Origin of the sequence: Gilvirhabdus luticola (assembly GCF_040117515.1) — a bacterium.
Taxonomy (GTDB): Bacteria; Bacteroidota; Bacteroidia; order Flavobacteriales; family Flavobacteriaceae; genus Gilvirhabdus; species Gilvirhabdus luticola.
The window spans coordinates 438,627-458,330 of sequence record NZ_JBEEEN010000002.1 but is presented as its reverse complement, the minus strand read 5'-3'; the positions used below and the strand labels follow the sequence as shown (position 1 = coordinate 458,330).

Here is a 19,704-nt window from a genome sequence, read left to right as displayed (position 1 = left end):
GTTATTTATTTAAAATTCACTGATGCTTTTGTAGACTTCAATTATGGCTTGTTCTCCTTCTTTACCTTTTTGAGAATTTCCATGCTCCATACCTAAAATACCACTGTAACCTTTGTTATGTATAAATTTAAAAATGTTTTTATAATTTATTTCTCCTGTTGTTGGTTCATTTCTTCCAGGATTGTCACCAATTTGAAAATATGCTATTTCATCCCAAAATGTTTCAATATTTGGTATTAAGTTACCTTCTTGAATTTGTTGATGATAAACATCAAATAGTATTTTACAAGACGAAGAATTTACAGCCTTACAAATTTGATAAGCTTGAGCCGAACCTGTTAAGAACATACCAGGATGATTCCTAAAGTTTAAAGGCTCTAAAACCATAACCAATCCATGAGGCTCAAGAATTTCTGAAGCTTTTTTTAAAGCTTCAATAACATTTGTAGTTTGATAATTGAGGTCTTTGCTTAAATCTACAAAACCAGGAACTACAGTCATCCATTTGGCATTGACTCTTTTTGCAATTTCTACAGAGTCTTTTATATCTTTTAAGAATTCATTTCTTAAATCTATGTTTCCTGCAGTCAGATTGGGTCGGTTCCAATAAATTTTGTGGGCTACAAAGACACCCATTTCCATATTATTATTATGTAAAAGTTTGCCAATGTCTTCTTGTGTTTTTATAGATCTTTTTTTCATGTCATTATCTTCAAAAGCTGTAAAGCCTTGATCAGACATAAATTGAATTTGATCTAAAATATCATCACCAGCATGGTGCTTAAACATTCCAATATGAGGCGCGAATTTTAATTTAAAGGTTGAAGTAATTTTTTTATCAGAAGTGATAGAATTTGCAAACAAAGGCGTTGCAGAAACACCTAATGTGGTAAGTAAACTTTTTTCTAAAAAATTACGACGTTTCAAGATATTATGATAATGACCAGGACTTTCCTCCAGTCAATTTCTCTAGGTCATCACAATATGCAGCACCAGGAACAGGATCGTATGCTAAAATGTTTTCTCCTACAGTTTCTGAAATTCTGTATGCATGAATGCACATACTTCTTATTCTATTTAGTAAACCTGAAACATCTTTTGCTTTAGAATCAAGTTCTTTAGTTCCATCTGAATTTAATATCATATGATTGTCAAGAAGATCCATATAGTCTTCACTCTTGATTTTTGACAAATTATCTTTATAATTAGTTTTCAAAAATGATGTAAGATTATCAAAACTAGTTTTTAATTCATCTTGTTCATTTTCCATTAAGACTTCATCAAAATACTTGTCAATAAATTCAGCAACATTCACATCGTTTGCTGAAGGAATCTCTGTTTTAGGTAATATAACATCAATCAAACCTTTTAATACCATACCTTGTTCTTCAGTTAGAAATGTAGGAGTCCATGCTGCGACATCGCTTTTGCAACTTTGTAATAAACTAAAAACAGAAGGCGTTGCCAAAACAAAACCTGTCGAAAGACCAATATTTTTTAATGCTTCTCTTCTTTTCATAGTATTAAGCGTTTGTTTTTTTAAATTCTTCAGCTGCATAATTTGCTGCTCTTGCTGTGAAAGCCATATAGGTCAAAGATGGATTTTGATTTCCAGCTGAAGTCATAAATGAACCATCTGTTACATAAACATTTGTACATGCATGAATTTGATTGTATTTATTAAGAACAGAAGTTTTTGGATCATGCCCCATTCTTGCAGTTCCCATTTCGTGAATTCCAAGACCCATACCTATTTTTTCATCATACGTCTTAATATCTTTAAAACCTCCAGCTTCAAGCATTTTAACTGCTTGTTGTTTTATATCCTCACGCATTGCTAATTCATTTTCTCCAAAACCGGCATCAAAAGTTACAGTGGGTAAACCCCATTTATCCTTTTTCTCATAATTAAGATACATTCTGTTGTCATGATTTGGAAGTGTTTCACCAAAGCCATGAAAATCCATTTGCCATTCTCCAGGTTTTAAAATTTCTTCTTTTAATTGAGCTCCATATTTTAATTCGGCTACTAATTCTGAAGTTCCACTTCGACTTGCTCCTCCTTGAAATCCATAACCTCTTAAAAAAGATTTTTGATTTGTATCTCCTCCTATATTCCTAAATCTTGGCATATAAGTGCCAGTTGGCCTCCTTCCTTTATAGTATTTATCTTCATAGCCTTTGGCAATTCCTTTAGCGCCTACTTTAAAATGATGGTCCATGATATTATGACCGAGTTCCCCACTATCATTTCCTAATCCGTTTGGAAATCTTTTAGATTTTGATTGAAGTAAAATTGAAGCTGAAGCAATGGCTGAAGCACACAAAAAAATTATTTTTGCGTTGAATTCGAATTTTTCATTGGTTTCAGAATCAATGACTTTTACTCCTGTAGCTTTACCAAGTTGTTCATCATAGACCACTTCATAAACTATTGAGTTTGGTCTTAATGTCATGTTTCCTGTAGCTTCTGCTGTAGGCAATGTAGATGAATTACTACTAAAATAGGCACCAAATGGACAACCTCTTTTACATCTATTCCTAAATTGACAAGTACTTCTTCCCATTCCAGGTTTGGTTCCTTCAGTAATATGTGCAACACGACCAACTGTTAATACTCTATCATTAAATTTTTCCTTAATAACACCTTTTAAATCTTCTTCAATACAATTTAAGGGCATTGGTTTCAATAATTTTTGATCAGGAAAGTGACTTAAGCCTAGATTTTCACCACTTACACCAATAAATTCTTCTACATGATCATACCATGGAGCAATATCTTTATACCTAACAGGCCAATCTATTGCAATTCCTTCTTTTTTATTGGCTTCAAAATCTAAATCGCTTAACCGATAACTATGTCGTCCCCACATTATAGAACGACCACCGACATGATAACCTCTAATCCAATCAAAACGTCTATCTTCATTATAAGGATGTTTTATGTCGTCAACAAAAAAATGCTGAACATCTTCATCCGTTGCTGAACTATCTCTATCTTGTTTAAATTTTCTAATCCTTGTTTCTCTTTTTGGAGCTCCTCCATTTGGTAAATCCCATGGATCAAGATTAGCAGTTGGATAACCTTCAATATGTTTAACCATTCGGCCTCTTTCTAGTACCAAAGTTTTTAATCCATTTTCACACAATTCTTTTGCAGCCCAACCTCCAGAAATACCAGTGCCTACAACTATTGCATCATAGCTTTCAAGATAATCTAAATTTTTTGTCATATATAGAAGTTATTTTTAATAAAATTAGCAGAAGTATATATAGTTTTTAAAAATAGATAAATTAATTAGTATTAAAAAATTAGAGCTTCGGGCAAGTTTGTAATTTGACGGATTAAACAGTTTTGACTTTCAAATGTCAATTACAAACCATTGAAGAATTTTAGTAATTCTTCATTTTTAATGAATTATTCTAAAAAAAACATTAGATAATATGGATTTTGATAATTTTTTCAAAAAAATTAGAGGTAGAAGCGCTTTTGAAGAATAAATTAATAATTTTACAGTCATGAATTATCTCAAAAATAAAATACGTAGTACACATCCCAGATTGCGCTTGCGCCATCGCCGTAGCTAATACTCTTTAATAGCACCTTAATTATTACGTTTAATTTTATTTTTTTCAATTTGTACAATTCAGTTATAATATCAGCCTTCCAAGATTTAGTTATTTATCTAAATAGCAATTTTCGTATGCGTTATATTTTTCCGCGTCGCCCGTAAGGGTGTGTTTCTATTTTTGGAGCTTCAGGTGAGTCCAGTTCCGTTTTCAGAAAAGTATTATTTTAAATTTAATTAAAGAATAAGACAATGGAAATTGTTATAGCAGATAAATCACATACAGTACATGCAAAAATAATTTCAGATACTATAACAGAATCAGCGAGTGTTAGAGGAACTGGTATTGCTAAACGCACTTCAGAATACATTATTACTAAAATGGAAAATGGCAATGCTGTCATTGCTCTTGATGGTGAAAAATTTGTGGGCTTTTGTTATATAGAAGCTTGGGGACATGGTAAATTTGTAGCTAACTCTGGTTTAATTGTACATCCTGATTACAGAGGACAAGGTGTAGCTAAATTGATTAAACACAAAATATTTCAACATTCTAGAGATAAATTCCCAAATGCTAAGGTATTTAGTATCACAACTGGTCTTGCTGTGATGAAAATGAATAGTGATTTGGGTTACAAACCAGTTACATTTTCTGAACTAACAGATGATCAATCTTTTTGGAATGGTTGCCAAACGTGTAAGAATTATGATGTGCTGCAACGTACAGAACAAAAAATGTGTTTGTGTACAGGCATGTTATATGATCCTTCTAACCAAGAAGGTTCAAAAGGACATGAGCATAATTATGATAAGAAGGTTTGGACACGTTTAAAAAATATTAAACAGAACATGTTTTTAAAAAAGAATAAGAAATGAAAAAATTAGTAATCGCATATAGTGGAGGATTAGATACATCGTATTGCGCCGTGAGTTTATCAAAAGCAGGTTATGATGTGCATGCAGTAAGTGTTAATACAGGAGGCTTCACTACAGAAGAAATTAAAAACATTGAATCAAATGCCTATAAAATGGGTGTTTCAACCTATAAGAATATTGATGCTGTTACATCGTATTACAATAAAGTAATTAAATATTTGATCTTCGGAAATGTTTTAAAAAATAATACGTATCCACTTTCAGTAAGTGCGGAAAGAATTATTCAGGCCATAGAGATTGTGGAATATGCCAAAAGTATCGATGCCAAATATATTGCTCATGGAAGTACAGGTGCAGGTAATGACCAAGTACGCTTTGATATGATTTTTCAAACATTAGCGCCTGAAATAGAAATCATTACACCAATTAGAGATAATAAATTATCAAGACAGGAAGAGATAGATTATTTGAAATCCAATGGGATTGATATGTCTTGGGATAAGGCAAAGTATTCTGTCAATAAAGGGCTTTGGGGTACAAGTGTTAGTGGAGAAGAAACATTGACTTCGAATATACCTTTACCAGATTCAGCCTATCCTTCCCAATTAAAACATGCTGAACCTGAAAAAGTAACCCTAACCATTTTAAAGGGTGAATTGGTTGCTGTAAATGGTATTGAAAATACACCTGAAGTCAATATTGAAGTCTTAAATAATTTGGCCTCTGCTTATGCCATTGGTAGAGATATTCATGTTGGTGATACAATTGTTGGCATTAAAGGACGTGTTGGTTTTGAAGCAGCAGCAGCATTAGTAATCATAAAGGCACATCATTTGTTAGAAAAACATACATTAACCAAATGGCAATTACAGCATAAAGAGTATTTATCAAGTTTCTACGGAATGCATCTTCACGAAGGCCAATATTTGGATCCTGTGATGAGAAACATTGAAGCATTTTTAGAAAGCAGTCAGGAACAAGTTTCTGGTGATGTATTTGTAAGCTTAAAACCATATCATTTCTCGTTGGATGGAATCAGTTCAGATCACGATTTAATGAATGCAAAATTTGGAAGTTATGGTGAAATGAACAAAGGCTGGACAGCAGATGAAGCTAAAGGATTTATAAAAATTCTAGGCAATCAAAATAAAATTTATCATCAAGTAAATTCAGAATTATGATACAAGTAGGCATTATTGGAGGAGCTGGTTATACAGCAGGAGAACTTATTAGATTATTATTGAATCATTCTGAAGCTGAAATCAATTTTGTATTCAGTACATCAAACGCTGGTAATAAAGTAAGTAAAGTACATCAGGATTTAATAGGCTCTACAAATTTGGTGTTTTCAAGCGAAATCAATCCAAACGTAGATGTTTTGTTCTTATGTCTTGGCCATGGAAACTCAAAAGCGTTTTTAGAAAAGCATCAGTTTTCAAATAGAACAAGAATTATCGATTTAAGTAACGATTTTAGGTTAGAAGCAGATAAAACAATTCAAAATAAAACCTTTGTTTATGGTCTTCCAGAACTGCAAAAGGAAGCAATAGTAAATGCTAATTATGTTGCTAATCCAGGTTGTTTTGCTACTGCAATTCAGTTGGCATTATTGCCATTAGCAAAAGCAAATTTAATTAAGGAAGATTTACATGTTAATGCAGTTACCGGTTCAACTGGAGCTGGAACATCTTTGTCTGAAACTACACATTTTACATGGCGAGACAATAACTTTTCCTACTACAAACCTTTTACACATCAGCATCTTGGAGAAATTAATCAGTCCATAAAACAACTGCAAAATAGTTTTGAGTCCGAAATCAATTTTATGCCAAATAGAGGAAATTTTTCTAGAGGTATATTTGTAACTGCTTACACAAAATTTGAAGGTTCTCAAGATGACGTAAAAAGCCTTTATCAAAGTTATTATAAAGATGCTGAATTTACATTTGTGTCAGATGAGCAAATACATTTAAAGCAAGTTGTAAACACAAATAAATGCCTTATTCATTTGCATAAACACAACAACAAATTATTAATTACTAGTATTATTGATAATCTTTTAAAAGGAGCTTCTGGACAAGCCATTCAGAATATGAATTTAATGTTTGGCTTTCCAGAGACCGAAGGATTACAATTAAAAGCTAACTTTTTTTAAAACCGAAATTATGAAAATTGCCATTATAGGAACAGGAAATTTAGGACGCTCAATAGCAAAAGGTTTAATTACCAACAATGCCATAACAACATTGTATTTAACAAGACGGCATTTAAATGCACTTTCAGAATTTGAAGGTTATAAAAACGTTACTGTAACTACAGATAACGTCCTTGCAGTTCAACAATCAGATATTTTAATATTTGCTGTACAACCTGCACATTTTGAAAAAATATTAAAAGACGTTACGCCTTACTTAACTGAAAGGCATGTAATTATTTCAACGATTACCGGGTACACTATTTCGAAAATTGAAGGACAAGTTGGAAGTGATAAGTTTATCATTAGGTCTATGCCTAACACCGCAATTGCTGTAGGAAAATCTATGACCTGTTTATGCTGTAATGAGCAAGGAGAGAAACGTATAAAGGTTGCTGAAGCTATTTTCAACCGTTTAGGACATTCGTTAGCTATTCCTGAATCTCAAATGCAAGCAGCAACGGTCGTTTGTGCCAGTGGTATTGCGTTCTGGATGCGATTAATTAGAGCCACTACGCAAGCTGCAATTCAGTTAGGATTCGATTCAAAAGAAGCTCAAGAATTAGCTATGTACACTAGTGAAGGAGCAGCCAATTTATTAATCACAAATGGCAATCATCCTGAAGAGGAAATAGACAAAGTGACCACTCCAAAAGGTTGTACCATAGAAGGATTGAACGAAATGGAACATAAAGGATTAAGTTCCTCATTAATTCAAGGCATGGTAGCTTCCTTTAATAAAATAAATAACATTAAAAAGGAACAGATATGAGTTTGTTTGATGTGTATCCATTGTTTGATATTACGCCAGTAGAGGCTAAAGATGTTTATGTCTACGATGAAAACAATATTGAATATTTGGATTTGTATGGTGGACATGCAGTGGTTGCTATTGGACATTCTCATCCAAAATATGTTAAAGCAATTTCCAACCAAGTTAGCAAATTAGGGTTTTATAGTAACTCTATTCAAAACCCGTTACAAGAAGAATTATCAGAAAAGTTAGAAGCACTTTCAGGATGTAAAGATTATCAATTGTTTTTGTGTAACTCTGGAGCTGAAGCCAATGAAAACGCATTGAAATTAGCTTCTTTTCACAACGATAAAAAGAAAGTTTTAGCGTTTAAAAACTCCTTTCATGGCAGAACTTCGGCAGCAGTTGCAGCAACAGATAATCCTAAAATTATTGCACCTATAAACACACAGCAAGAAGTTAATTTTTCTGAATTTGGTGATTTGTATAACGTGGAATCTGTTTTAAAGCAAAACGAAACTTGCGCCGTTATTATTGAAACCATTCAAGGCATTGGCGGTTTGGATGAAAGTACAACTGAATTTTATCAAGGATTGGAAAAACTATGCAAACAATACAATACGTTATTGATTGCTGATGAAATTCAATGTGGATTTGGTAGAACCGGAGATTTCTTCGCCTATCAAAAACATGGTATAACTCCAGACATTATTTCTATGGCAAAAGGCATGGGAAATGGATTTCCTATTGGAGGCATTTTAATCCATCCAAATATTAAAGCATCCTATGGATTATTAGGAACTACATTTGGAGGCAATCATTTGGCATGTTCAGCATCATTGGCAGTTTTAGATGTTTTGGAAAAAGAAAATCTACTGGAGAATGCAAAAGAAATTTCAGTGTACTTTAAAGAAAAAGCAAAAGAAATTTCAAAAATAAAAACTGTTAAAGGAAGAGGTTTGATGCTTGGTTTGGAATTTGATTTCCCAATTGCTGAATTACGAAAAACTTTAATCAACAAACACAAAATATTTACTGGAAACTCTAAAAATCCAAATTTGATTAGAATTCTTCCATCTCTAACAGTTCAGAAAAAACATATTGATGTTTTTTTTGAAGCTTTAAAGCAAGAATTACAATGAAAAAATATACGAACATGAACGATATTTCTAACATTTCTGAAATGGTGAAGGAAGCCATTTTATTAAAAATGAATCCCTATGGGTATTCAGAAATAGGAAAAAATAAAACCCTAGTCATGTTGTTTTTCAACTCAAGTTTACGCACTAGATTGAGTACAGAAAAGGCAGCGAAAAATCTAGGAATGGACGTTATGGTTCTTAATGTTAGTGATGCTTGGAGTTTAGAATTTGAGGATGGAACAGTTATGAACATGAATACTTCAGAACACATCAAAGAAGCAGCTCAAGTTATTTCTCAATATGCAGATGTTATTGCTGTAAGAGCTTTTCCAACTTTAAAAGATAAAGCAAAAGATGAGTCTGAATACATACTTAAAAGTTTTGTGAAGTATGCTACAGTTCCTGTAGTAAATATGGAAAGTGCAACAGCACATCCAATGCAAGCTTTGGCAGATGCCATTACTATTACTGAATTAACAGATAAACCTAAACCTAAAGTTGTTTTGTCTTGGGCGCCTCATCCAAGAGCATTACCCCAAGCTGTTGCAAATTCGTTTGTGCAAATGATGCAAAATTTGGATGTAGATTTTACAATCACACATCCAGAAGGTTATGAGTTGAATAAGGGCATTGTAAAAGACACACCTATTAACTACAATCAGGAAGAAGCTTTAAAAGATGCCGATTTTGTCTATGTGAAGAACTGGAGTAGTTATAATGACTATGGAAAAATTTTAAGTCAAGATGAAAATTGGATGATGACCAAAAGCAAATTAGGAAATGCAAAATTCATGCACTGTTTACCAGTAAGAAGAAATGTTGTTGTTGAAGATGCAGTACTAGACAGTGAGAGTTCAGTGGTTATTCCACAGGCAAATAATAGAACTTATGCTGCTCAAATTGTTTTAAAGAAAATCTTGGAAAACCTATAATAATGAAAACACTCAAGGTTATAAAGATTGGAGGGAATATTATTGATAATGAAGGAGCTTTACATTCATTTTTAGAAATTTTTGCTAAAATAGAATCACCAAAAATCCTTGTGCATGGTGGCGGAAAATTAGCAACACAATTAACTCAACAAATGAATGTTGAAGTAAAAATGTTTGAAGGTAGACGTATTACAGATGCACAAACTTTGGATATTATAACTATGGTCTATGCTGGTAAAATAAATAAAAGCATAGTTGCGAAATTACAGGCAAACCATTGTAATGCTATTGGGTTTTCCGGTGCTGATGGTAATACAATCGTATCAATAAAAAGACCTGTAGAATCCATTGACTATGGCTATGTTGGTGATGTAGTAAAAGTAAATACAGATACACTTGTAATACTTTTAAATAATGGTGTAACACCTGTTTTTTGTGCCATTACTCACGATGAAAATGGGCAATTATTTAACACCAATGCAGATACAATAGCATCAGAATTATCTATTGGATTCGCACAAAAGTTTAAAGTTGAATTATATTACTGCTTTGAAAAAAACGGTGTATTAAAAAATGTAAATGATGACCATTCTGTAATTCAACATATCGATTCAAAAACCTATAAGGGTTTAATAGATGAAGGTATTATTGCAGATGGTATGTTGCCAAAATTGAATAATTGTTTTCATGCCATTAACCATCATGTAAATAAAGTATGTATTGGGAAACCAGAAATGCTTTTTAATGATAACTCAAAACACACAACGCTTACCAAATGATACAGGATTTAACGACAGATGCTATAGATTTATTGAAAAAACTCATCGAGACTGAATCTTTTTCTTCAGAAGAAGATAAAACAGCTGCTCATATTGAGTATTGGTTTAGACGTCATAACATTTCGTACACACGAACAAAAAATAACGTTTGGGCAACCAATAAATATTTTGATGAAAGCAAGCCTACATTATTACTCAATTCACATCACGATACTGTAAAACCTAATAATGGTTACACCAAAGATCCGTTTAAAGCTATTGTTGAAGACGGAAAATTATATGGTTTAGGCAGCAATGATGCAGGAGGTTGTTTGGTGTCTTTAATTGCAACGTTTACCTACTTTTATAATGAACGAGATTTGAAATACAATCTGGTCATTGTAGCTTCTGCTGAAGAAGAAAGCAGTGGTGACAATGGATTGAATAGCATGTTATCTATTATTCCAAAAGTAGATGTAGCAATTGTAGGTGAGCCTACATTAATGAATCTTGCAGTTGCCGAAAAAGGTCTCGTGGTATTTGATGCTGTTGTAAAAGGAACACCAAGTCATGCGGCTCACCCAAATAAAGATAATGCCATTTACAATACTATTTCAGTATTGCAATGGTTTAAAGATTATAAGTTTAAAAAAGCATCCCCTGTTTTGGGTGATGTAAAAATGACTGTCACACAAATTAATGCTGGGAAACAACATAACGCAGTTCCAGCAGAGGTGAGTTTGGTTGTAGATGTTCGTGTGAATGACAAATACTCTAACAAAGAAATTGTTGAAATCCTTCAAAAAGAATCACCATGTGATAGCATTATGCCGAGAAGTTTAAGATTGAATTCATCATCCATTCCATTAGAGCATAATTTGGTAAAAGCTGGATTGGAATTAGGAAGAACAACCTATGGTTCACCAACGCTTTCAGATCAGGCAGTATTAACTTGTCCGTCATTAAAATTAGGGCCAGGAGATAGCACGCGTTCGCATTCGGCAGATGAGTTTATTTATTTGGATGAGATTGAAGAAGGTATTAAAATATATATTGAATTGTTGAAAAAAGTACTTTAAATTAGACGATATGAAACTCTGGGACAAAGGCATAAGCATAGATAAAAAGATTGAACAATTTACAGTGGGTAACGATAGAGAAATAGATTTATACATTGCAAAATATGATGTACAGGCGTCTTTAGCTCATGCAAGGATGTTACATAAAATAGGAATATTATCTGCTGAAGAATTGCAACAATTAGAACAAGGTCTGGACGTTTTATCAAAACAAATTGAAGCAGGTACTTTTGTAATAGAAGAGCAGTTTGAAGATGTGCATTCTAAAATTGAATTTGAACTCACAAAAACATTTGGTGATGTCGGCAAAAAAATACATACAGCTCGTTCAAGAAACGATCAGGTTTTAGTGGCTCTTCAGCTTTTTTATAAAGAGCAATTAATAGATATTCAGCAAAAAACTAGAATATTTTTTGATACACTTTTAGAACTGGCTGAAACTCATAAATCCAAACTTTTACCTGGCTATACCCATTTACAGGTTGCCATGCCATCTTCATTTGGTTTATGGTTTTCTGCATATGCAGAAGTTTTGATTGATGATGTATATTTACTCAAAGCGGCTTTAAAAACCGTTGACCAAAACCCGTTAGGTTCTGCTGCTGGATACGGAAGTTCATTTTCAATAGACAGAGATTTTACAACCAAAGAATTACAATTTTCCACTTTAAAATACAACGTGGTTGCTGCACAAATGAGCAGAGGAAAAAGCGAACGAACCATTGCTTTAGCTCTCGGAAGTTTATGTAACACTTTGGCTCGATTTGTTATGGATGTCTGCTTGTACAACAGCCAGAATTTTGGGTTTATTACTTTTCCAGACGAATTGACTACAGGCAGCAGCATCATGCCACACAAAAAGAATCCAGATGTATTTGAATTGATAAGAGGTAAGTCAAATAAAATACAAGCGTTACATACTGAAATGGTCTTAATAACCAATAATTTGCCAAGTGGTTACCATCGTGATTTCCAGTTATTAAAGGAAAACATGATAACAGCTATTGAAGATGTAAAAGATCTATTAGATATTTTTAATTATGCCATTCAACAAGTACATGTCAATGAGATTGACTTAAACGACACCAAATACCAATACCTTTTTACTGTTGATAATATAAACACTTTAGTAGAAAGTGGTATGAGTTTTAGAGAAGCTTACCAAAAAATTGGAGGTCAAGTTCAAGACGGAACTTACAAACCAGATACTTCAAAACGGCATACTCATGTAGGCAGTATAGGCAATTTAAGTTTAGATAAGATTAGAGAAAAATTTCCTAATTAATCTTTAGGGCCTTGATGTAAGGCAGCGGCGGCAGCTCCTACAATACCGGCGTGGTTTCCTAAATGTGCTGGGATAACAGGTGTTTCAATAGTAATCCATTTTTTAAACTGGTCAAAATCATCAGAAGTGCCACCTCCAAGATAGATGATGTCTGGACAAACTATTAATTCAACTAACTCTAAAAATTTATTAAAACGTTTCCCCCATTCTTTATAACTTAATTTTTCTTTTTTCTTGGCAGCAGCAGAAGCCCAAGATTCAATCTTCTTATATTTTTTGTAAGGAATTTGACCCAATTCAAAATTAGGGATAAGTTCACCATCTAAAAATGCACCGCTTCCCAACCCAGTACCAATAGTAATCATAAGCACCAAACCTAGTTTACCTTTACCAATACCATAATTCATTACAGCATATCCTGCGGCATCAGCATCGTTAATAATAGTAACTGGTAAACCGCAAGCATTAGTGAATAATTCTTTTACATTTAGATTTTCCCATTCATCATCTAAATTGCCAGAGCTTTTACAGACACCATGTTTAATGACTGTTGGAAATCCGCATCCTACAGGACCGTTATAGTTAAAATGTTCTACAATTTTCTTGAAGACTTGAGCCATCTCATGAGGATGTCTTGATTTTGGGGTTTTAATTCTATACCTTGTAGAAACTAATTTTCCTGTTACTGAATTTACTAGTGCGCCTTTCATTCCAGTGCCACCTATATCTATACCAAGAACATCCATACTTTGTGTTTAGTTATTTTTTCAAAAGTAATAAAACTTTTAGGTTGACATAAAAAGGGTTTCTTTATTTACTGAATTAACTTTATTATTCCATAAATGAAAATAAAAAAGCGCATTTTAAAATGCGCTTTTTCGGAATACATCATTAAGCTATAGCCAACCTAAATAACTAAATGATTGTAGATTGCCCTAAATGTATGTTAGTAAAATTTAAGTTACTATCATTAGGATTATTAATAACATCTTCAATAAAATCACCAACCTTCGTAGTTGTGACATGATGATACTTTGTGTTTATATCTGGTGTTGTGACATGTAACTTCAATGCCTTTTCAACAGCTTTTCTAATCAGTTCTGATTCTTCAAATAATTCAAAATGGTCTAGTAGCATTGCCGCCGATAAAATAGATGCAATAGGATTTGCTATACCCTTTCCTTTGGCTTGTGGATAGGAGCCATGAATTGGCTCAAACATAGCATACTTTTCTCCAACAGAAGCTGAAGCCAATAAACCAATAGAACCTCCAATCACACTGGCTTCATCACTAATAATATCGCCAAACATATTTTCTGTTAAAATGACGTCAAACTGTTTCGGGTTTAAAATCATCTGCATCGCTGCATTATCTACAAATAAGAAATCTAACGTCACATCTGCATAATCTTTTGCAACTTCTCCAACCACTTTACGCCATAATCTTGAGCTTTCAAGTACATTGGCTTTATCAACCAACGTCACCTTTTTCTTTCTGTTCTGTGCGGATTTAAAGGCTAAATGAGCAATCCGTTCTATTTCGTATCTTGAATATTCACATAAATCAGAAGCAGTATCACCATCATCACTTAATTTCTTCTCACCAAAATAAATGCCTCCAGTTAGTTCTCTGTAAATACAGATATCTGTATCTTTAATGACATTCTTTTTTAAAGGCGACTTTGATATTAAAGTATCATAAGCTTTTACCGGACGAATATTTGCAAACAACCCGAGTTCTTTACGAAGTTTTAATAATCCTTGCTCTGGTCTTACTTTTGCTGTTGGGTCATTGTCATATTTAGGATCACCAATAGCTCCAAATAAAATAGCATCGGTAGACTTACATAAGTCTAAAGTGCTATCAGGTAAAGGATTGTTATGTTTGTCAATCGCAATAGCTCCAACAGGAGCCTGTTTAAAATTAAACGTATGGTCAAATTCAATCGCAATAGCTTTCAAGGCTTTAATTGCTTGATTTGTAACTTCTGGACCAATACCATCACCTGGTAAAACAGCAATGTTTAATTTCATTGTTAACTAAAATTGATTTTCAACTTCAAAGGCTTCGATAGCATCTTTTTTGCTCAACAAAAAATCAATATCATCATAGCCATTAATCATGCATGTTTTTTTATAAGGATCAATTTCGAAAGATTCTGATAAAGAACCATTTTTAGCAGAAATCACTTGTGCCCCCAAATCCACAGTAGCAATTGTTTCTGGATTGTTTATAATTTCAGACATTAACTCTTTTAAAAACTCTGGTGACACTTGTACTGGTAATAAACCATTATTTAAAGCATTACCTTTAAAAATATCGGCAAAGAAACTTGAAACAATGACTTTAAAACCATAACCAACTAAAGCCCATGGTGCATGCTCACGACTGGAACCGCAACCAAAATTATCACCAGCAACTAAAATATTTCCTGAATAGGTTGAATCGTTTAAAACAAAATCTTCATTGAGCTTTCCATTTTTATCGTATCTCCAATCTCTAAAAGCATTATCTCCAAATCCTTTTTTGTCTGTTGCTTTTAAAAAACGAGCAGGAATTATTTGATCTGTATCTACATCTTTAATATCTAAAGGAACTGCGGTGGAATGTAATGTTGTAAATTTTTCCATTTAGTTTAAGTGTTTTGTTATGTCTATAATTTTTCCTTCAACAGCTGTTGCTGCAGCAACCAAAGGACTCGCCAATATAGTTCTTGCGCCTTGTCCTTGTCTACCTTCAAAATTTCTATTGGATGTAGAAACGCAGTATTCACCTTGTGGAATTTTATCATCATTCATTGCTAAACAAGCTGAACATCCAGGTTGGCGTAGTTTAAAACCTGCTTCGTCAAAAATATCTTTTAAACCTTCCTTTATTATTTGAGCTTCAACCTGTTTACTTCCCGGAACTAACCAAGCGGTAACATTTGAGGCTTTATGCTTGCCTTTTACGTAGTTTGCAGCAACTCTAAAGTCTTCAATTCTGGAGTTGGTACAACTTCCAATAAACACATAGTTGATAGGTTTATTGATTAAAGATTCACCCTTTTGAAAGTTCATATATTTCAAAGATTTTTCAAAAGAGGCATCGTTTAATTCGGGAATATTTTCTGTTATTTTAATTCCCATTCCAGGATTTGTACCATAAGTAACCATAGGTTCAATATCTGCTGCATCAAAGAAATATTCCTTGTCAAATTCAGCATCTGCATCGCTAGGAAGAGATTTCCAGTAAGCGACTTTTTTGTCAAATTCTTCACCTTTTGGCGCGAATTCTCTTCCTTTTACATATTCAAAAGTTGTTACGTCTGGTGCAATCATACCACCACGAGCTCCCATTTCTATACTCATGTTACAAACGGTCATTCTGCCTTCCATACTCATTTCTTCGAACACATTTCCAGCATATTCACAGAAATAACCTGTACCCGAATTGGTTCCTAATTTTGAAATGACATAGAGAATAACATCTTTTGGATAGACACCTTTTTTCAATGTTCCGTTAACATTTACGCGTAAACTTTTTGGCTTTTGTAATAACAAACATTGACTTGCAAAAACTTGTGCAACCTGACTTGTGCCTATCCCAAAAGCAATAGCACCAAATGCACCATGAGTAGAAGTGTGACTATCTCCGCAGACCATCGTCATTCCAGGTTGTGTGATACCCAATTCTGGAGCCATGACGTGAACTATACCATTGTATTGATGACCTAAATCGTACAGTGTGATACCATTTTCCTTGCAATTTGTTGAAAGTTGTTCTAACTGTTTTCTAGATAGTTCATCCTTAACCGGCAAATGTTGGTCTATTGTTGGGGTATTATGATCTGCTGTTGCAATTACTTGTTTTGGTCTTGCAATTGGAATATTGCGTTCTCTTAATTCGTTAAAAGCTTGAGGGCTTGTAACTTCATGAATTAAATGTTTGTCTATATATAAAATTTGTGGTCCATTCTCTATTGAATCGACCACATGTGCATCCCAAACTTTATCGAATAATGTTTTACCCATTATTATGAATTTATGATTTCGTTATAAACTTTACTAGTTTCTATTATTTTATGAATGTCAGAATCGTCTATTTCTTTCTTTTTATCTGCAAAATTTAAGAAGTTGGCATAAACTTCATCAAGTTGAAGTTTAGTTAGTTCGTAACCAATATTTTTAGCTCTGTATGCCAATGCTGCTCGACCACTTCTTGCGGTTAAAACAATAGCAGATTCTGTAACACCTACATCTTTTGGATCGATAATCTCGTAAGTTTCACGATTTTTTATCACACCATCTTGATGTATACCAGAGCTATGTGCAAATGCGTTGGCTCCAACAATGGCTTTGTTTGGTTGCGTATAGATTCCCATACTGTCTGATACTAATTGACTAATACCATATAACATTGATGTATCAATATTAGTATCTAGTTTTAAATATGGATGTTGTTTTAAAATCATAACAACCTCTTCAAGAGCCGTGTTACCTGCACGTTCACCAATACCATTAATGGTACATTCTATTTGTCTTGCTCCATTGATAACACCTTCAATGGAATTGGCTGTTGCCAGACCCAAATCGTTATGACAGTGACAGGACAATATGGCGTTCTCTATACCTTCGACATTCTCTTTAAGATATTTCATTTTTGCACCATATTCACTTGGTAAACAGTATCCTGTAGTGTCTGGAATATTTAAAACAGTTGCTCCTGCTTTTATAACGGCCTCACAAACTCTTGCCAGGTATTCGTTATCTGTTCTTCCAGCATCTTCAGCATAAAATTCGACATCTTCAACAAAAGATTTTGCATAGCTTACGGCTGCTACAGCACGTTTGATAATATCTTCTTTATTTGATTTAAACTTGTGAACGATATGCGAATCTGATGTGCCTATACCTGTATGAATTCTCGGTTTTTTAGCATATCTCAAAGCTTCTGCGGCTACTTTTATATCTTTTTCTACAGATCTTGTTAAACCACAAACTGTTGCATTCTTCACAATTTTTGATATTTCCTCAACTGATATAAAGTCACCAGGACTAGAAATAGGAAAACCTGCCTCTATAATATCAACACCTAAAAAATCAAGTTGTTCTGCAATAACTAATTTTTGTTCGGTATTGAGTTTACAGCCAGGTACTTGCTCGCCGTCACGTAGCGTTGTATCAAAAATATGTATGTTAGAAATAGACATTTGTTTAAATATATTTTCGTATTGTTATACGAATTTATATTTTGGATTTCTCTAATGAGAATTAATCATTATGATTTTACGATGTTTAATTAAGAAATATTTTGTTATATTCTTGATAATCAATTATATAAATTGATTTTTATACTATGACTAAAGAGCAAAAAGATAATTTGTTTATTCTGATAAAGTCCTTGTCCAAATCTGAAAAAAGACAATTCAAACTTTATGTTGGAAGATTGGGAGTAAATGAGGATTCAAAATTTTTGATGCTCTTTAATATTTTAGATAAATTAACTGTATATGATGAACCTACCATTTTAAAAAATGATTTTGTTAAAAAGCAACAACTTTCAAACCTAAAAGCACATTTATACAAGCAAATCTTGATTAGTTTAAGGTTAAACCCTTCACATCAAAACATCCGGATTCAAATACGTGAACAATTGGATTTTGCCACCATTCTTTACCATAAAGGGTTGTATAAACAAAGCTTAAAGATTTTAGATAAAGCAAAAACTCTTGCCATAGAAAATGAAGAGAAAAATATAGCTTATGAAATCATTGAGCTTGAAAAGGTTATAGAATCGCAATATATAACCAGAAGTATCAGCAGTAGAGCAGATGAGCTTACTATACAGGCTAAAGAATTGAGTGTACAAAATGTTTTAGCTAGTAAACTTTCGAATTTATCACTTCAACTATATGGGTTATTTTTAAAGACAGGTTATGTAAAAAATGATAAGGAGAATAAACGCATTACTAAATACTTTCATGCAAGATTACCTAAATATGATATCAATAAATTAGGTTTTCGAGAAAAATTATGGCTTTATAAAGCCTATCTGTGGTATAGTTTTTTAACTCATGATTTTTTATCGTGTTACAAATATGCTTCCAAGTGGGTTGATTTATTTTATGAAAATAAGCATATGATTGAATTGAATCCAGTTTTTTTCTTGAGAGGAAATCATTACTTGCTAGAGACTCTCTTTTACATTAATTATCACGAAAAATTTAAAAGCACATTAAATAATTTAGAGACAATAACCAAAGAGAAATGGTTTCCGATAGATGATAATGTAAACGGGTTGATTTTTATGTATGTATACAATAATAAAATCAATCTTCATTTTATGGAAGGCACATTTCATGAAGGGTTATCATTGGTAGTAGAAGTTTTGGAAAACCTTAAAAAGTATAAAAACAAAATTGATGAGCATCATGTTATGGTATTCTATTACAAGATTGCCAGTTTATATTTTGGAGCTGGTGATTTTAAGAAATGCATTGATTATTTAACCAAAATAATTAATAATAAGTCTCTTGAAATGCGTGAAGATCTATTGTGTTTTTCAAGAATATTAAATCTGGTTGCACATTACGAAGCGGGTATGGATTATAATTTGGATATTCAGATAAGAAGCACTTATAAGTTCTTAATCAAAATGGAAGACCTATATGAAGTTCAAAAAGAGATGATTAAATTCTTAAGAGGATTGGGAGATATTTATCCACATGAGTTAAAAACAGCCTTCATCAACCTTCATGAAAAGTTAAAACAGTATGAAGACCATCCATATGAGAGACGCGCATTTTTGTATTTAGATATTATTTCATGGCTAGAAAGTAAGATCCAAAATAAACCTGTAGATCAGATTATTAGAACCAAGTTTTTAGAACAATTGGAAAGAGAAAAAATTTAGAAATTTTTAAAATAAGTCATAAAAAATTTGGTTTTTAAAATTTTCTAACTGAATATTTGTGGCACAAAGTTCAAACATTTACTGAATTGTTATCAAGAAAGGTGGAGGGAATAGACCCTTTGAAGCCTTAGCAACCCTTTATTAGTAAAGAAGGTGCTAAATTCTACTTATACCTCTTTAGGTATTGATAGATAACCAAATATTACTTCAATTTTAGTAA

At 32.8% G+C, this 19,704-nt stretch carries 18 protein-coding genes and 1 riboswitch; of the genes, 10 read left to right on the top strand and 8 right to left on the bottom strand.

Annotated elements, in window-relative coordinates:
* Positions 1-9: 9 nt before the first annotated feature.
* Genes AAFP94_RS06595 through AAFP94_RS06585 form a run of 3 tightly spaced genes read right to left on the bottom strand, consistent with a single transcriptional unit; the run spans position 10 to position 3,233 of the window.
* Entirely contained in the window at positions 10-927 is a 918-nt protein-coding gene (locus tag AAFP94_RS06595) for a hydroxypyruvate isomerase family protein (RefSeq protein ID WP_316661742.1), read from the bottom strand.
* 4 nt (positions 928-931) lie between these two features.
* On the bottom strand, positions 932-1,519 hold the full coding sequence (locus AAFP94_RS06590; protein WP_316661741.1) for a gluconate 2-dehydrogenase subunit 3 family protein: 588 nt from the start codon (positions 1,517-1,519) through the stop codon (positions 932-934).
* 4 nt (positions 1,520-1,523) lie between these two features.
* Positions 1,524-3,233: a GMC family oxidoreductase gene (locus AAFP94_RS06585; RefSeq protein WP_316661740.1), complete on the bottom strand. Its 1,710-nt coding sequence runs from the start codon at positions 3,231-3,233 to the stop codon at positions 1,524-1,526.
* Between the two features lie 588 nt (positions 3,234-3,821).
* On the opposite strand from AAFP94_RS06585, the gene AAFP94_RS06580 reads away from it, so the two are divergent.
* From AAFP94_RS06580 to argH, 9 genes are read left to right on the top strand one after another with little or no spacing between them, the layout of a single operon-like run.
* Positions 3,822-4,445, top strand: a complete 624-nt coding sequence (locus AAFP94_RS06580; protein ID WP_316661739.1) for a GNAT family N-acetyltransferase — start codon at positions 3,822-3,824, stop codon at positions 4,443-4,445.
* Positions 4,442-5,626, top strand: a complete 1,185-nt coding sequence (locus tag AAFP94_RS06575) for an argininosuccinate synthase (RefSeq protein ID WP_316661738.1) — start codon at positions 4,442-4,444, stop codon at positions 5,624-5,626. The genes AAFP94_RS06580 and AAFP94_RS06575 overlap by 4 nt, the downstream gene beginning before the upstream one ends.
* Positions 5,623-6,600, top strand: coding sequence for an N-acetyl-gamma-glutamyl-phosphate reductase (argC, locus tag AAFP94_RS06570; protein WP_316661737.1), 978 nt, complete (start codon positions 5,623-5,625; stop codon positions 6,598-6,600). The genes AAFP94_RS06575 and argC overlap by 4 nt, the downstream gene beginning before the upstream one ends.
* 10 nt (positions 6,601-6,610) lie before the next feature.
* Positions 6,611-7,411 carry a pyrroline-5-carboxylate reductase gene (gene proC / locus AAFP94_RS06565; protein ID WP_316661736.1) on the top strand — a complete coding sequence of 267 codons (801 nt, stop codon included), beginning with the start codon at positions 6,611-6,613 and terminating at the stop codon, positions 7,409-7,411.
* A complete protein-coding gene (locus AAFP94_RS06560) occupies positions 7,408-8,535 on the top strand; it encodes an aspartate aminotransferase family protein (protein WP_316661735.1) in 1,128 nt (375 codons plus the stop codon). The genes proC and AAFP94_RS06560 overlap by 4 nt, the downstream gene beginning before the upstream one ends.
* Positions 8,532-9,467, top strand: a complete 936-nt coding sequence (locus AAFP94_RS06555) for a Rossmann-fold NAD(P)-binding domain-containing protein (RefSeq protein ID WP_316661734.1) — start codon at positions 8,532-8,534, stop codon at positions 9,465-9,467. Before AAFP94_RS06560 ends, AAFP94_RS06555 begins: the two co-directional genes overlap by 4 nt.
* A 2-nt stretch (positions 9,468-9,469) precedes the next feature.
* Complete coding sequence (gene argB / locus AAFP94_RS06550) at positions 9,470-10,246, top strand: acetylglutamate kinase (protein ID WP_316661733.1); 777 nt, start codon at positions 9,470-9,472, stop codon at positions 10,244-10,246.
* Entirely contained in the window at positions 10,243-11,304 is a 1,062-nt protein-coding gene (locus tag AAFP94_RS06545) for a M20 family metallo-hydrolase (RefSeq protein WP_316661732.1), read from the top strand. Before argB ends, AAFP94_RS06545 begins: the two co-directional genes overlap by 4 nt.
* A gap of 10 nt (positions 11,305-11,314) precedes the next feature.
* The gene (gene argH, locus AAFP94_RS06540; protein WP_316661731.1) at positions 11,315-12,589 is read left to right on the top strand and encodes an argininosuccinate lyase; all 1,275 of its coding nucleotides are present in this window, start codon (positions 11,315-11,317) and stop codon (positions 12,587-12,589) included.
* On the opposite strand, the gene ppgK is transcribed toward argH, so the two are convergent.
* From ppgK to AAFP94_RS06515, 5 genes are all read right to left on the bottom strand, one after another.
* Positions 12,586-13,335, bottom strand: coding sequence for a polyphosphate--glucose phosphotransferase (ppgK, locus tag AAFP94_RS06535; protein WP_316661730.1), 750 nt, complete (start codon positions 13,333-13,335; stop codon positions 12,586-12,588). The two genes, argH and ppgK, sit on opposite strands and share 4 nt — an antisense overlap.
* A gap of 169 nt (positions 13,336-13,504) precedes the next feature.
* Positions 13,505-14,623 carry a 3-isopropylmalate dehydrogenase gene (leuB, locus tag AAFP94_RS06530; RefSeq protein ID WP_316661729.1) on the bottom strand — a complete coding sequence of 373 codons (1,119 nt, stop codon included), beginning with the start codon at positions 14,621-14,623 and terminating at the stop codon, positions 13,505-13,507.
* A gap of 6 nt (positions 14,624-14,629) precedes the next feature.
* Positions 14,630-15,220: a 3-isopropylmalate dehydratase small subunit gene (gene leuD, locus AAFP94_RS06525; protein WP_316661728.1), complete on the bottom strand. Its 591-nt coding sequence runs from the start codon at positions 15,218-15,220 to the stop codon at positions 14,630-14,632.
* Positions 15,221-16,603 carry a 3-isopropylmalate dehydratase large subunit gene (gene leuC / locus AAFP94_RS06520; protein ID WP_316661727.1) on the bottom strand — a complete coding sequence of 461 codons (1,383 nt, stop codon included), beginning with the start codon at positions 16,601-16,603 and terminating at the stop codon, positions 15,221-15,223.
* A 2-nt stretch (positions 16,604-16,605) separates the two neighbouring features.
* Positions 16,606-17,781 carry a 2-isopropylmalate synthase gene (locus tag AAFP94_RS06515; protein ID WP_316661726.1) on the bottom strand — a complete coding sequence of 392 codons (1,176 nt, stop codon included), beginning with the start codon at positions 17,779-17,781 and terminating at the stop codon, positions 16,606-16,608.
* Between the two features lie 146 nt (positions 17,782-17,927).
* On the opposite strand from AAFP94_RS06515, the gene AAFP94_RS06510 reads away from it, so the two are divergent.
* Complete coding sequence (locus AAFP94_RS06510) at positions 17,928-19,484, top strand: hypothetical protein (protein WP_316661725.1); 1,557 nt, start codon at positions 17,928-17,930, stop codon at positions 19,482-19,484.
* 86 nt (positions 19,485-19,570) lie between these two features.
* Positions 19,571-19,682: riboswitch (SAM riboswitch) on the top strand.
* Positions 19,683-19,704: the final 22 nt, after the last annotated feature.

What these genes read in the sequence shown, in the direction of transcription:
- AAFP94_RS06590 (WP_316661741.1), bottom strand. Translation starts at nt 1,519, where the DNA reads ATGAAAAGAAGAGAAGCATTAAAAAATATTGGTCTTTCGACAGGTTTT.
- AAFP94_RS06585 (WP_316661740.1), bottom strand. Translation starts at nt 3,233, where the DNA reads ATGACAAAAAATTTAGATTATCTTGAAAGCTATGATGCAATAGTTGTA.
- AAFP94_RS06580 (WP_316661739.1), top strand. Translation starts at nt 3,822, where the DNA reads ATGGAAATTGTTATAGCAGATAAATCACATACAGTACATGCAAAAATA.
- AAFP94_RS06575 (WP_316661738.1), top strand. Translation starts at nt 4,442, where the DNA reads ATGAAAAAATTAGTAATCGCATATAGTGGAGGATTAGATACATCGTAT.
- argC (WP_316661737.1), top strand. Translation starts at nt 5,623, where the DNA reads ATGATACAAGTAGGCATTATTGGAGGAGCTGGTTATACAGCAGGAGAA.
- proC (WP_316661736.1), top strand. Translation starts at nt 6,611, where the DNA reads ATGAAAATTGCCATTATAGGAACAGGAAATTTAGGACGCTCAATAGCA.
- AAFP94_RS06560 (WP_316661735.1), top strand. Translation starts at nt 7,408, where the DNA reads ATGAGTTTGTTTGATGTGTATCCATTGTTTGATATTACGCCAGTAGAG.
- AAFP94_RS06555 (WP_316661734.1), top strand. Translation starts at nt 8,532, where the DNA reads ATGAAAAAATATACGAACATGAACGATATTTCTAACATTTCTGAAATG.
- argB (WP_316661733.1), top strand. Translation starts at nt 9,470, where the DNA reads ATGAAAACACTCAAGGTTATAAAGATTGGAGGGAATATTATTGATAAT.
- AAFP94_RS06545 (WP_316661732.1), top strand. Translation starts at nt 10,243, where the DNA reads ATGATACAGGATTTAACGACAGATGCTATAGATTTATTGAAAAAACTC.
- argH (WP_316661731.1), top strand. Translation starts at nt 11,315, where the DNA reads ATGAAACTCTGGGACAAAGGCATAAGCATAGATAAAAAGATTGAACAA.
- ppgK (WP_316661730.1), bottom strand. Translation starts at nt 13,335, where the DNA reads ATGGATGTTCTTGGTATAGATATAGGTGGCACTGGAATGAAAGGCGCA.
- leuB (WP_316661729.1), bottom strand. Translation starts at nt 14,623, where the DNA reads ATGAAATTAAACATTGCTGTTTTACCAGGTGATGGTATTGGTCCAGAA.
- leuD (WP_316661728.1), bottom strand. Translation starts at nt 15,220, where the DNA reads ATGGAAAAATTTACAACATTACATTCCACCGCAGTTCCTTTAGATATT.
- leuC (WP_316661727.1), bottom strand. Translation starts at nt 16,603, where the DNA reads ATGGGTAAAACATTATTCGATAAAGTTTGGGATGCACATGTGGTCGAT.
- AAFP94_RS06515 (WP_316661726.1), bottom strand. Translation starts at nt 17,781, where the DNA reads ATGTCTATTTCTAACATACATATTTTTGATACAACGCTACGTGACGGC.
- AAFP94_RS06510 (WP_316661725.1), top strand. Translation starts at nt 17,928, where the DNA reads ATGACTAAAGAGCAAAAAGATAATTTGTTTATTCTGATAAAGTCCTTG.